Origin of the sequence: Aliivibrio logei (assembly GCF_001691055.1) — a bacterium.
Lineage (GTDB): Bacteria > Pseudomonadota > Gammaproteobacteria > Enterobacterales > Vibrionaceae > Aliivibrio > Aliivibrio salmonicida.
Genome location: NZ_MAJU01000015.1, coordinates 72,088 through 84,791 on the forward strand (window position 1 = coordinate 72,088; position 12,704 = coordinate 84,791).

General features: G+C 40.4%; 11 protein-coding genes. 1 reads left to right on the forward strand and 10 read right to left on the reverse strand.

What is annotated here, in order from left to right; all coding sequences use genetic code 11:
- The first annotated feature begins 26 nt into the window (after nt 1-26).
- Nucleotides 27-476 carry an Lrp/AsnC family transcriptional regulator gene (locus tag A6E04_RS14530; protein ID WP_065611695.1) on the forward strand — a complete coding sequence of 150 codons (450 nt, stop codon included), beginning with the start codon at nt 27-29 and terminating at the stop codon, nt 474-476.
- 80 nt (nt 477-556) lie between these two features.
- On the opposite strand, the gene tssG is transcribed toward A6E04_RS14530, so the two are convergent.
- The 10 genes from tssG to A6E04_RS14580 all read right to left on the reverse strand — a co-directional run bounded on the left by tssG (nt 557) and on the right by A6E04_RS14580 (nt 12,700).
- A complete protein-coding gene (gene tssG / locus A6E04_RS14535; RefSeq protein WP_017020853.1) occupies nt 557-1,555 on the reverse strand; it encodes a type VI secretion system baseplate subunit TssG in 999 nt (332 codons plus the stop codon).
- Nucleotides 1,552-3,300, reverse strand: coding sequence for a type VI secretion system baseplate subunit TssF (gene tssF / locus A6E04_RS14540; protein ID WP_065611696.1), 1,749 nt, complete (start codon nt 3,298-3,300; stop codon nt 1,552-1,554). Before tssF ends, tssG begins: the two co-directional genes overlap by 4 nt.
- Nucleotides 3,301-3,312: 12 nt before the next feature.
- Nucleotides 3,313-3,723 (reverse strand): type VI secretion system baseplate subunit TssE, encoded by a 411-nt coding sequence (gene tssE / locus A6E04_RS14545; protein WP_017020855.1) that lies wholly within the window; start codon nt 3,721-3,723, stop codon nt 3,313-3,315.
- A gap of 59 nt (nt 3,724-3,782) precedes the next feature.
- Entirely contained in the window at nt 3,783-5,264 is a 1,482-nt protein-coding gene (gene tssC / locus A6E04_RS14550) for a type VI secretion system contractile sheath large subunit (RefSeq protein WP_017020856.1), read from the reverse strand.
- An 8-nt stretch (nt 5,265-5,272) separates the two neighbouring features.
- Complete coding sequence (gene tssB, locus A6E04_RS14555) at nt 5,273-5,779, reverse strand: type VI secretion system contractile sheath small subunit (protein ID WP_017020857.1); 507 nt, start codon at nt 5,777-5,779, stop codon at nt 5,273-5,275.
- Between the two features lie 24 nt (nt 5,780-5,803).
- Entirely contained in the window at nt 5,804-7,357 is a 1,554-nt protein-coding gene (tssA, locus tag A6E04_RS14560; RefSeq protein ID WP_065611773.1) for a type VI secretion system protein TssA, read from the reverse strand.
- On the reverse strand, nt 7,357-9,327 hold the full coding sequence (locus A6E04_RS14565; protein WP_023604323.1) for a protein kinase domain-containing protein: 1,971 nt from the start codon (nt 9,325-9,327) through the stop codon (nt 7,357-7,359). The genes tssA and A6E04_RS14565 overlap by 1 nt, the downstream gene beginning before the upstream one ends.
- A 154-nt stretch (nt 9,328-9,481) precedes the next feature.
- Nucleotides 9,482-10,423 carry a hypothetical protein gene (locus tag A6E04_RS14570; RefSeq protein WP_023604324.1) on the reverse strand — a complete coding sequence of 314 codons (942 nt, stop codon included), beginning with the start codon at nt 10,421-10,423 and terminating at the stop codon, nt 9,482-9,484.
- Nucleotides 10,420-11,400, reverse strand: coding sequence for a DUF2169 family type VI secretion system accessory protein (locus tag A6E04_RS14575; RefSeq protein WP_023604325.1), 981 nt, complete (start codon nt 11,398-11,400; stop codon nt 10,420-10,422). Before A6E04_RS14575 ends, A6E04_RS14570 begins: the two co-directional genes overlap by 4 nt.
- Entirely contained in the window at nt 11,381-12,700 is a 1,320-nt protein-coding gene (locus A6E04_RS14580) for a hypothetical protein (RefSeq protein ID WP_023604326.1), read from the reverse strand. Before A6E04_RS14580 ends, A6E04_RS14575 begins: the two co-directional genes overlap by 20 nt.
- Nucleotides 12,701-12,704 lie beyond the last annotated feature (4 nt).

The following is a 12,704-nucleotide window of genomic DNA, read 5'->3' on the forward strand; positions in this document are numbered from 1 at the left end:
AAAATAGAAATTAAGGCAGGGATAACATGTCAAACATGAATCTACAGGGCTTAGATAAATTAGATCGCAGAATAATCTCCAATCTTTTATCCAATGGTAGAGAATCTATAGCGAATTTATCGCGTAATGTAGGGCTGTCTCGTACTGCTGTTGCAGAGCGAATAAATCGCTTGGAAAAAACGGGGATCATCAAAGGGTATACCGCACAAATCCGCATGAATAACGGGAACAATACCGCTTCTTGTTATTTGTTGATTTCGTGCGCTATGGGGCAAAAAGACGCTGTATCAGAAGCGTTAAAAGAGATACCTGAAGTCAAAATGACCAGCATTGTTGGTGGGACTTATGACATCATTTCTCTTATTGAAGCGCCCGATTTACATCGTATTCATTTCCTCTCAAGTGAAATTGAATCGATATCGGGCATCAAAGAAGTGAAGAGTACTATCGTTTTGCATCAACCAGTTTGCCGATAAGTATTTCTGATTCACTTTTAACAATGATAGAAGACGAATAATAAGCGCCAACTTGTTGTTCGTTTTCTATGCATTTTAGACTAGTTACTGCCTACAATTTTAATCACTGTATCCTCCTTATCAATATTTCCTAGCCAACATGTTTGACCTAATTCGTTGCCAATTCCGTCACCTAGTTCATTCTTAGGGATGGTGTCATTTTTTACGGTTAACTTAAGATCCCATGCCATAGGATCAGACAGAATAAACTTCATTAATCCGATTAACGTCTTATGTAATCGACCTCCAGGTAAAAAGTTGGTATACGTATCAAAATCAATATCATCAATACATAGATTAAACTTACCTGTCAGGTCTGCCATGCTCTTACCTAGGTGTAAATCGTTCCCTAATTGACAGTTCTTTTGATTCAATTTATTACGTTGAGAATCGGCAATCGTCACTCGACGATATACCCACTCTTCGATGTATACATTAGGCAGCGAAAAGTAATGGGAAACGATGCCAGAAACAAGCTTTGGTGAACGCGTACGCGTCGATAACTGGTTAACATAAGAAAGTAATTTCGCCCTATCAAGATCCGCGTTATTGTTCTCTTGAATAACACTTGATAACCCGACTAAATGCAATAATCGTCCTGAGAAAGGATCCGTCGCATCACTTTGATATTGAATATGGTAGCGATACTTTTTCCACACTCGATAAAGCATACTGATGTAACGATGATGAAAAAAATCGAAGAAATCTTTTACCGGATTATCATCACTGTCTCGTCCTGCTAACTTCTCTGTATAGGATGCAGGTAAGGGAGAACTCGAGCCATGCAAACCAAGAAAAGTTACTTCAATTTTCGTATACACCTGATCATTACGATCAATCTGTGCGATGTACTCAATGTCACTTTTAGGAAAGCTTAGCTTTGGTGAGACCCCGAATTGTATGTACTCATTCTTTACGTATTGATTTTCACCAATCGCTTTAAATTCAATACCAGGTAAGTTCTGATAATGTTTTTCAAGTAAAGATACCGCTTGGAAAAAGCTGTATTCACAAGGTTTATTAACAATATACTCAATCATAGTATCGTCTGTTGCCCTGTTAAACTCGGCCACTCATAGTTTTCACCCGTATCTTCATCAAACACTTCAAGTTCAGTAAACGAATTAATACTCGAATACAATCGGATAAATTCATTCAAAATACTGGCAAGTAGGTACATATCCCCTTCATTGACGAAGTAAGTAGAATCCATGTCGACCTTAAACTTTACGCCACGAATAGCAACGCCACGGAAGACTCTGTCAGTAGGAGTCATACTCGCTGATTTAATGCCATCAAGACGATGTATAGACGCTCTGTGCGCTTGTCTATCAACACGAGAATGGAAGTCATAAGTCGACAGTAATACTTTTAACACATCAATGTTGGCTAACGATAAGTAGTTAAGTGACATATTCGCAATCAACTGCCATTGCAGCTCGCCATTCACTTGTGGGCTAACCGATTGAGTTGGTTTAGTGATATTCGTAAATGTCGCGTACGTTGGCGATTTGTGCGTGGTATAGATGATGTCACCCACGGACAATCGCTCGGCCAAATCCGCATTACTGCATATCAGCTTCATTAATACCGTTTCAGAACTTAAATCAGACACTTGATTATTGTGCGAATGAAACGAGATATAACGCTCTAAACCACGACCGTTGATTCTTTCACTGACTTTAGTTTTATAAAAATCTCTTTTATCTCTTTGATTAATTTGATGTTCAAAGGATTCAAATTCAATTAATTTCTTTCTACGACGTTCTGCTTTACTCCAGCTATCAACCTCTTCAACCGAATACACTTCATAATGCTCTTGGTTTGAACTTTGAGGGCGAACTTTATAATCATTACGCTGGTGATCAAGACGGATAGGATCACCATCTTGATCGAACAAATTCACAACTGGCGTGCAATGAAGTTTTAAATGCTTATCTTTTAACATCACTTCCGAAGGCAAAGCTCGTGAGAAAACGAACGACATTTTAACGGTGCTGCGTTGTGGTATGCCGTTTAACCATTCCAATCCTTTCACATCAAAGAACATGAATTTTTCAGGTAACGAAAAGTATTCTTGCAATAAACGATAGCCAGAAAATGAATTCTTGCTGTATGGCAAAATAGCCTCATCATCATCAAACCCCACAGGAACGACTTGGTCAGCACGAATACGGTGCTTATACCCTCCTCCAACGTCCAGTTCGACATAATCTAAATAGCGGAATAACCAAAGATACAGACTGCGTGTAATGTGCTGCTCGCCATTCAAATGAAAGCGTAATGTATCTAATTTTATACGAGACAACTCTAGGCCATTATTCGCAGCCAAAGTGACGTGTACCGAAGAGTTAGTGCGACTGTTATTTTGTTCAATCTGCTGAATGATCAGCGGATACAAGGCAACGTCATAACAGGTTCTAAATAAACATTGAGTGCCTTCTACTTGCTCACTCGCCATTTCTGCACCACGCTCAACCACGGTTTTCTCTGTCACACTCCCCGAGTGAGGCGTTAACTCACTGATGCACATTGAAGGCACTGAGCGCATGTAATGAGGCCATAATAATGAAATTAATGACTGTGTTAATTCCGGCAGTTCATCGTCTATTTTTTCACGAACACGACCCGTTAAAAAGGCAAAGCCTTCAAGCAAACGCTCAACATCAGGATCAAATGTTCCTTCAGACAAGAAGTTAGTCAGCTTAGGGTGATATTTTGCAAATTCACTGCCTGCTTCTTTTAAATAGGCTAGCTCATCTTGAAAATATTTACTGTTACTCACTCTTTTCTCCTACTAAACGTTAAACTGTCCATCGACACCCATGAATATATTAATAGACATTGGAACCTTACCGCCGTTATGCATCACTTCACCACCAATACCAAAACCTAACTGCAATGGGTTGTGATTATCTTGACGATAATGAACCTCAACGTTCTTTAGTCTTGGTTCAAACTTCTCAATTGATGTACGAATGTTCTGTTGAATGTTACGAACTAAATTGGTGTTATTGGATAACACATCATTAAAATCAGGCAGTCCGTATTCATTATCTATCATGGCGTTCCCTGCATGTGTATTCAGTAAATCTGCAAGGTGAAGGTGAATTGATTCAATAAGATGTTTGTGCGATACCACTTTTTCGTAGCAGTTTTTAGGCTCACCTAATTCAATTCGTTCTAAAAGCCGGTAACCTTTTTCCATAATGACTTCTTAAAAAATAAGCGACCAATTCAACCTAGTCGCTTATATGGGGAGACAAATTAGTTTTGGTCTAATTTACCAACCAGTGACAAGTCAAAACTTGCACCCATGTACTTAAAGTGTGGACGTACCGACATTGATACTTTGTACCAACCTGGATCGCCTTCTACTTCAGATACTTCCAATTTTGCAGCACGTAATGGACGACGGCCACGTACTTCTGCTGGTGGGTTCTCTTGATCAGAAACGTATTGACGGATCCATTTGTTTAGTTCGATCTCTAAATCAGAACGCTCTTTCCATGAACCTATTTGTTCACGTTGCAGCACTTTGATGTAGTGAGCCAAACGGTTGATAATGAACATGTATGGTAATTGAATACCTAACTTGTAGTTCATTTCCGCTTGCTTGCCTTCAGGCGTATTCGGGAATACTTTTGCTTTTTGTACTGAGTTTGCAGAGAAGAACGCTGCATTGTCAGATCCTTTACGCATAGTAAGAGCAATAAAGCCTTCTTCTGCTAGCTCATATTCACGACGGTCTGAAATCAAGATCTCTGTTGGGATCTTAGTTTCGATTTGACCCATAGATTCATAATTATAAACCGGAAGATCAGAAACCGTACCACCACTTTGTGGACCGATAATGTTCGGACACCAGCGATATTTTGCAAATGATTCACTGATTTTAGACGCCATCGCGTACGCAGAGTTACCCCAAAGGTAGTTATCATGACCATCTTTAACATGTTCATTATAATCAAACGCTTTGATTGGGTTATCTTCTACAGAATACGGAGTACGTAACATCATACGTGAAGTACAAAGACCCACATAACGAGCATCTTCATGCTCACGGAAACCGCGCCATTTAGTATACTGAGGACCTTCAAATACAGACTTCAGATCTTTCAGGTTTGGCAGATCTTCATAGCTATCTAAACCAAAGAACTGAGCCGATGCTGATGTAATGAATGGTGCGTGAGACATTGCCCCTACATTTGCCATGTATTCCATCAGTTTCACATCAGGTGATGATGCAGACATTTGGAAATCACAAATAACAGCGCCGACTGGTTTACCACCAAATTGACCGTATTCACGCGTATAGATTTGCTTGTAAAGACCAGACTTAACGACTTCTGGTGCATCTTCAAAGTCGTCCAATACTTCGTCTTTTTTCGCTGAAATCAATTCAATTTGAATGTTTTCACGGAAATCAGTGTGATCAACCAAGTATTTCAAACCGCGCCATGTTGATTCAATCGCTTGAACCTCTTCGTTATGAAGAATAGCATCAACTTGCTTAGACAATTTTTGGTCGATTTCAGAAATCATTAAATCAACTAATGACTGCTCAACTTTACTGCCCGTATTGTTGCTGCTTAGCAATTCACCAATAAATGCTTCTACGCCACGTTTTGCAACGTCAAAGCCTTCATCACTTGGTTTTAAACGCGTTTCATTTAGAATGCTGTCTAGTAATGAGCCAGACTCAACCAGTGTTGCTTCTTGTTCCGGAGCTTGTGCTTCTGTTGTCATAATACCCTCTACTCAGCCTTTGCTTCTTTATCAGCGCTCAGATTTAACTCTTCAAGTAATTTTTGACGAGCGTCTTCATCTTGAAGCACTGCCGCAATTTTCTTACGAAATGCTGGTACGTTTCCTAATGGGCCTTTCAGCGCAACAAGTGCTTCACGCAATTCAAGTAAGCCACTTAGTTCAGGAACACTTTTAGCGATAGCTTCTGGTGAAAAATCTTTCATGCTATTGAACGTTAGATCAACACCAAGTTGAGCGCCTTCTTCGCCGCTCAATTTATTGTCTACATTCACTTTTACGTTTGGAGAGTAGCCTTCCAATACATCATTGAAGTTATCTTTATCAATGTTGATTGGAGTACGATCTTCAATTGGAGTCTCATCAGCACGCGCTGTAAAGTCACCAACAACCATCATACTTAGTGGTAATTCAACGTCTTCTTGTACATCACCTGTCGCAGGTACATAACGTATATTAATTCGCTCTTTAGGAGCAACCGAGCCATCGCGGGACATAATTCTTCCTTATTTTCGTTTTGTTTACTTATTATTAATAGATAACCATTGTTGGTACTTTTCAGGAATTAAATCCTTGGATGGATACATTTCCGTCATTGTTTTTTCAACCAACATATCAAGCTGATTACATAAATGAGGCTCCCAACTCATTAAATTTATTTCTTCTCTTACGACCCATATTTTTTCAATATAAGGTAAGCACAAAGGAAGCAAGCCTACGAGGTGGTACGCTTTTATTAATTTCAATTGCAACATCAGTTGCCCACGCCCAGAAGTATCGGCCGCTAAACCTTGGGAAATGGTGGAGACATAATCACCTAGAGTTGCTAATGTGATTTCACCTTCAGACAAGGTTGTATCATTTGAAAATTCGAGTGGCATAGGCATCAACGCCGCGGGGGTAATCGCTGTGCGTGATGCTAGCCATTTTAGGGTTGCTTCGTCAGCAAAAGGCACTGAGTTCGCAAACGTTAACGCTTCAACACCGTTCAATTCTTGAATAAACAACGCTGTCTCTTGTTTTACGGCTTCCGCCGCGGATTCGTGATTCAGGTTCATCAACATCTGATACATAAGATGGTGACCGCTCAACCAAAAAGGCGCGTCCGTCAGGGTTTTTTCAAGACGTTTTATCACTTCAGGATCCGTCTCGTGCTTTGCTTTTTCTTTGTATTCAGAAAGCTGATCTTGTGATACCGCCAAACTTATCGGTGTTTTTTTATCGTTATCATACGGAGGCAATTCATCAACATCACACCAGGTAGAATAACGATGCAGGCGATAAGCCAAAGAAGCGCCTATATTAGAATGCAGCATAAATTCGGCGATTTTTTTCAACGTTTTCTTCGAGGCACTTGGGCTTGAGAAATCCGTATCAATATCCACTTCTTTTCTAACAGGTTCCGCTTTTCTTTGTACTGGTGCTATGGTTTGTGCTGTCACTACCGAAGGCGTAGCTTCTATCGATTCTTGAGCTAGATCGGCTTGCTCGTTTTCTTGATGAGTAACGCTGGCCGTTTCATTCATACCCACTTGTGGCAAACGATCCATAATGGCATTAACCGCCGAACGAACCGCAAAAAACGCTACGTCAGAATCAGAAAATGACTCTTGATATTTCTCATCGATCTCTGCAATTAAAGTCAAACATGAGGACGCTTGATCCCACGATAATTGCTGTGAATCCAACTTTGGCAATACGCTCTCTAGCTGAGAAATAAACCACTCAACGGCGCCATCTCTTGCTCGCTTGCGACGTGGGTACAATGAATCACTAAACAAGGTTAAGCTTTGAGAAAATAACGAGAGTCCCGTTTCAAAACCATTAAAGCCTTCTCGTTCAATCCATGCTCGAGTTAAGTAACAAATCGCTTTTAAATCTTTACTGTGAGACGTTAATACCTCAGTACCATTCGTCTCTACCGCTTTCCAATCTACCGTTTCACCAAACAGCGATCCGAATTTTTTAATCTCAAATTCCATGAGCTCATAACAGAACTCATATTTAGCATCTTCACCCGCAGGCGACATTTCATTAATCGGTTTAAGTAATACGTCAATATCAACCGTCTTCATCATGAGATCGTTACCTGTTTTTGATAGGTATTTAATGCTTTCTCTATTGCCAATGCGCCATCTGCAGGAACATCTTGTTGAAAACTTTGTTCAAGAGATTCTCTCGCCAGTTTCTTTAGTAGAACAGACACTTCTTTAAAGCGAGAAGGTGCATTTTGATGCAAATCTGATAATGCGGTATTGAGCTTGTCACTCTCAAAAATCAACTCTCCGGTTACGGTTCCAAATAAAACATACTCACTGCGTTGAATGATCAATTCTGTTTTTTTCGATGTCAGTTCAACCGTGTCACCAAAAAGGGTAATGGCGTGTTCTATTTCATCAATTGCTTTTGAATAAAAATGGTTTTGAGCGTGTGTATTGACCGAATCGATCACTTTACCTAAGACTTCTTTAGGCAATACATACGCATAGAAATAAGATTCAGCCTGAGTTTTCATCCACTCAGTACGCAGATACTTCTCAGCGTCTTTAGAATCGCCAGACATAATAATATTCGCTAACGCTTGATCTTCTGGACCAATCGGATATGAGAATTTCTGACGTTCTAACATTAAATTATTAAGGCCTTTCATCAGTTTAGTAATACGTCGGTTAACGGAAGACGACATGACGGAATTTCGATTTAGGTGCTCATTAAGTGCAACCATGTCTTTACGTATCGTTGTTAGTTCTCTTCTTTGACGTTCTTCACTGTCACGTCGTTTCATCAAGTTGTCTTTTTCTTCGTTATACCAACGTTCAATTTGATTATTTTTAACGTTAACCGCTTCTCGATAAGGCGCTAATGCCAATAAATCCACCGCACTGTTGTCGAGTGCTGTCGTTATTTCCCATGGCGGCTTGGTTAAGAAGGCCGCTGTTTGTGCCGGTTTAATTTTAGACACTCCAATCACAGGAACAGGAGATGGAACAAAGTAACTGGAGAGTATGGCACCGGTAATTACGATCACGCTCGCGATCAGCGCGACTTCTAAATACTTAAACATACCCAGACGTAAGGGATCAAAACTGTTCTCTTTTCGTAAGACCAGATCGGCATTACGCAATCGTGTAAATATTGGCGCATGGTTATTGGTGCGCATTGCGTCAATATCAATTTTTGCCAACGCTTGAGCAAACGCGATCGGTGTTAATTTATGACCACGCGGCTTTTTGATAATTAAGCGCAATAATACCCAAACCGATTTAGGGATTTGATTTGGTCTTTTACGTTGCTGTAAGGTTGCCTTCCAATCCGAATGATCTGAATAGCCTAAGAATAAACAACACGTTAACAACGCCATTGAATACACATCGTCTTGCGGATCGGACTTTCCGGTTTCTAGAAATAATGGCGAGGCATAAGACAAGCTGGCTTCAGAATACTCTTTACCCTCACCTGAATATTGAGCAGCACCGAAATCAATAAGCTTAATACCATCGTCTTCACACACGATAATATTGGACGGTTTAATGTCTAAATGGCACACACCTTTTGTGTGCATATATTCTAATGCACCTGCTAATTGATATATTAACCAAGCAACGTGATCATGACGAAACCCTTTATTGCTGTGTCTGGTTAGTTTTTCTGATAATGATTCGCCTTTAATCCATTTATACATAAAATAAGGACGATCAAACTCATTTCCAAGTTTAATAAATTCAGCAATACTAGGGTGTTGTGATATTTCGAGGTGTGTGGCTTCTGCTATAAACATCGAACGTGCGTAATCAGGCGCATTGTCATTCAATACTTTACAACAAATTTGCTTGTCGGCATCTCCCTTTTTCGCTAGGTGATACAACGTCGTTTTGGTATTTTTAGATTCTATTGTCTCTACTACATCGAATTGCGAAAATAATACGTGCTCTAGCCTTGGCTTGTTTTTTTCAGCCAATGCTTGCTCATATTTTTTCTTTTTTTCGATTGCTTTTACAACCAACTGATTAATAAATTCGTTAGCTGATCCCTGCTGTTTAGACACTTATATACTCTTTATACCAAACCGAATTAATGAGGCCTGATTTTAATGAGTTACTGTGTGGTTTTTCAATGCTGTAAAACAAAACGAACACTATCTCTAGCCATTTAGTTAAAGTGACTGGAAATATAGAAAAAACGCAACCAAGGTAATTACCTTACTTTGTCGCCTTGAATATTAATAATGAACGAGTGTTGGATTTATCAAATAAAAATACACTGGCAAGCGCCTCAGTATCGTGCAGGTAATTCATTGTCGCTATTGTCGAAATACCTGATGCACCTCCCATTGTTCCCCAATACTCATTCGTTAACGTGACATTTTGCGCATTCGGTAACGCTTCACTTCTGGCACCAATAGCAAAACCATAATCTTCAACATGAGATCGTTGATTTGTCATGTCGCTGTACACAATGCCTAGATCAGAATGCGATTTACACGCTTGCCTTATCAACCGAGAGCACCCTCGGCGATCGCTCGATGCCCAATCAAACCCCATAAAAATCAGTTGCGATTGTGGGGTTATTTTTAATGTTTCTAATACATTTCGTTTCGTTAATATCATGCCTGCCGCCCCTTCACTCGGGATCACTCCCCACGGATTTTTGGCATACATCACTTGTTGATGTTCAATCAAGTTGTCAATGTCATCCAGTAAGCTATCCACGGCAATGCACAATACCGCGTCTGGCTCATCTAAGCTTTGTAAGCATTCCGCCATAAACGCATTGCCTTGGTGTTTACTGACCGTAATATTAGACAAATATGCGCTGTATTCACTCTCACTTAACCAATCACGAATCTCGTGGCGAGAAAGCGACGAAGGAATAGAAAGGAGTAATGGCAAGGGTTTTAAGGAAATGTGCAACCTGTCTAATAAAGGAGCCAGTACTTCAATAAGTAATTGCTTTGTTTTTTCCAGTGGATCCGCTGCATTTATGTATTCAAGTTCAGCAATCGTGTATTTTTTACCATTACTTTCATAAGATGAAAAGCGGTCAATGTCGGCTTTCGCCACCGCCACCGCAAGCTCCACGTTCATTCCTGTCGGAGTGGCAATTTCACTGTCTAACACAAAATGTCCATAAAACTGACTCATGATGACATAACCTCTATGCGTGACGACGTCAGTAAATGTTCACGATCTTGACAGTGAAAAGAGGCGGTATAAAGCATTTCGATGCGCTTTTTATTGGCATCAATCCAGATGGTATATAACGGCATTACCGCCCTTTCTTCTTTTTCTTGAAACGTGGTTATCGCTTGATATTTTTCTGTCGGAATGCGAAATGACAATGCATCGTTATGACAAAAACCACTGACCATTAAGCGCTCTCCGCCAGTAAGATAGCCTTTACACTGCTGATCTTTCGGGGCGGATTGATAAAAACGATCATCAAAATCAATGGGCCATAAAGGACGACGTTCTTCCTGCCACTTATCATCAAAGGTTCCTGCCCATCGGCTTCGTTCAGAAAAAAAAGGGGGCAGAGGCCCAAAACCCGCCACTTGCACTTTATTGCTATTGGCTTGCCAATTTTGTCCTGCATAAAACACGGAAGGTACTTTTGTTTTCAACAATTCATCATTTGATTCTGCAATGCCTGACCCTAATCGATTTCGCTCATCCCCGCCAATCGCATTGGTGTAATCTATCTCGCGTTCAATAAAGGGCTGCGCTGCTGATACCGCAATACTGCCACTGTGATCAATCCACTGACGCTCACCAATGACAATTAACGATTTATCGATATGTTCGTCAACCAATAGACGGCAAGAGTGACTAGAGACGGGTTTCTTAGCGTATGTTTTGGCTTTACCATAAATTAATATATCGGTGTTTTTTTTGTGTATTGGAAAATCATGATCTGAAATCATCGCTGAAAACCCAGCGTCGCCTGCGTAAATGGGATCATCATTGATCACCGCGGGGGTCTCTTCTTGTACCCAGCGACCTTCACTCCAAAGCCATGCTTTTTTCATGCTCAATACCCAGACTTCATGGCCTTGACGATCTCGCTGAAAACGTCCTTTTAGCGTATATGAATCTGATTCCTCAATATCCCAAAGCTGCATGTTTTCCTCTCAAATTAAAACGTTCACGAACGAGATCAATATGGCTGATGTTATGCAATAAACGTGATTGCTGTTGAACGCTCAATTGGGGATGCCAATGAAAATGAACCCGACTTAATACACACAGTTCTCGCCATAACCAAAGACGAAAGGTTGCGTTAATTTCTGCACTTTGTAATGCCTTGATTGAAGAATCAAAAGACAACGATTCACCAAAGCGGAGCACTGACGATCGTTGATGTTCTTTATCATTAACCCATTGGCTTAATACCGACAAAGCGTAATCCCAATCTATGTCGATTCCAATCTGTGAGGGTATTAAAGGCAAGTCCTTTCCATAAACCCCCCATAGTGCTTCACACCAAACGGTTCTTTCTGCGTCATCAAGATCGCTCATATAAGACACGACATCAGGGGTTAAGCTGCTGTCTCCACTCAACATGAAATGAATCGGTGCATGGCTGTGCTCCACATCAAACCCATTGAATTCTTTTAGGTTCAGTAGCTTTGCATACGTAGCAACGTCATCAGATGGCAGTGAATCAGGTGAATACTGCTGACGAAACCACGTTGCCCGATCTTCTTTTAGCACTAGTTGTTCAAATAAAATCGCATCATACGAGTGGGATTCATCTAACCATTCAATACTGCTGCCGACATTCAATAAGGCTAGCTGAGAGTGTAAATACGACTCAGATAAAAATGACATCGCGATCCAATGCTTCACTAACGACACACTGACGCGCTGTCGTAATATTAAACAACGAACATACAATTCACTGTTTTTTGATTTTCCTTCCACCAATCTGGCCATGATTTTATCAAGACCATCCGCATTCGAACGAAGCAGTAAGCCCATCGTCAATGTGTGATCAATATCATCAACAATTGAAAGCCCTATCATGGTAATTTTTTTATCTTCTAGTGCAAAGACTTCGTTGAGGCATAACCACGCTAATACGTCTGGAAATTCATCATGAATACTATATAGAAACGCAGGATGGACGCGATATAAGGCGACAAATACATCTAAAAAGGCCGCTAATTGTCTTTCCAATAGCACGAGATAATTGATCTCAAGTGATGGGTAGCCTTGTTGATGAAAACGGTATTGCTGCTTGATGTAAAACGACATCGTTTCGGCTGCTAAAGTCGCTTTATTCTGTAGAAATTGACGCTTAGCCGCTGAGAAATCATTCAATGCCTCTTGAGACTGTTGAATAATGGCGTGCGCCTCCGCTTTGTCTGCATCGGATAGAAACGTTTTTACATCTTCAACTAAATAACGGTATTGATTCATAAAT

Excerpts from the sequence above, each read along its gene's own strand:
- tssC (WP_017020856.1), bottom strand. The coding sequence starts at position 5,264 with ATGACAACAGAAGCACAAGCTCCGGAACAAGAAGCAACACTGGTTGAG.
- tssE (WP_017020855.1), bottom strand. The coding sequence starts at position 3,723 with ATGGAAAAAGGTTACCGGCTTTTAGAACGAATTGAATTAGGTGAGCCT.
- A6E04_RS14575 (WP_023604325.1), bottom strand. The coding sequence starts at position 11,400 with ATGCAGCTTTGGGATATTGAGGAATCAGATTCATATACGCTAAAAGGA.
- tssG (WP_017020853.1), bottom strand. The coding sequence starts at position 1,555 with ATGATTGAGTATATTGTTAATAAACCTTGTGAATACAGCTTTTTCCAA.
- A6E04_RS14570 (WP_023604324.1), bottom strand. The coding sequence starts at position 10,423 with ATGAGTCAGTTTTATGGACATTTTGTGTTAGACAGTGAAATTGCCACT.
- tssA (WP_065611773.1), bottom strand. The coding sequence starts at position 7,357 with ATGAAGACGGTTGATATTGACGTATTACTTAAACCGATTAATGAAATG.
- A6E04_RS14530 (WP_065611695.1), top strand. The coding sequence starts at position 27 with ATGTCAAACATGAATCTACAGGGCTTAGATAAATTAGATCGCAGAATA.
- A6E04_RS14580 (WP_023604326.1), bottom strand. The coding sequence starts at position 12,700 with ATGAATCAATACCGTTATTTAGTTGAAGATGTAAAAACGTTTCTATCC.
- tssB (WP_017020857.1), bottom strand. The coding sequence starts at position 5,779 with ATGTCCCGCGATGGCTCGGTTGCTCCTAAAGAGCGAATTAATATACGT.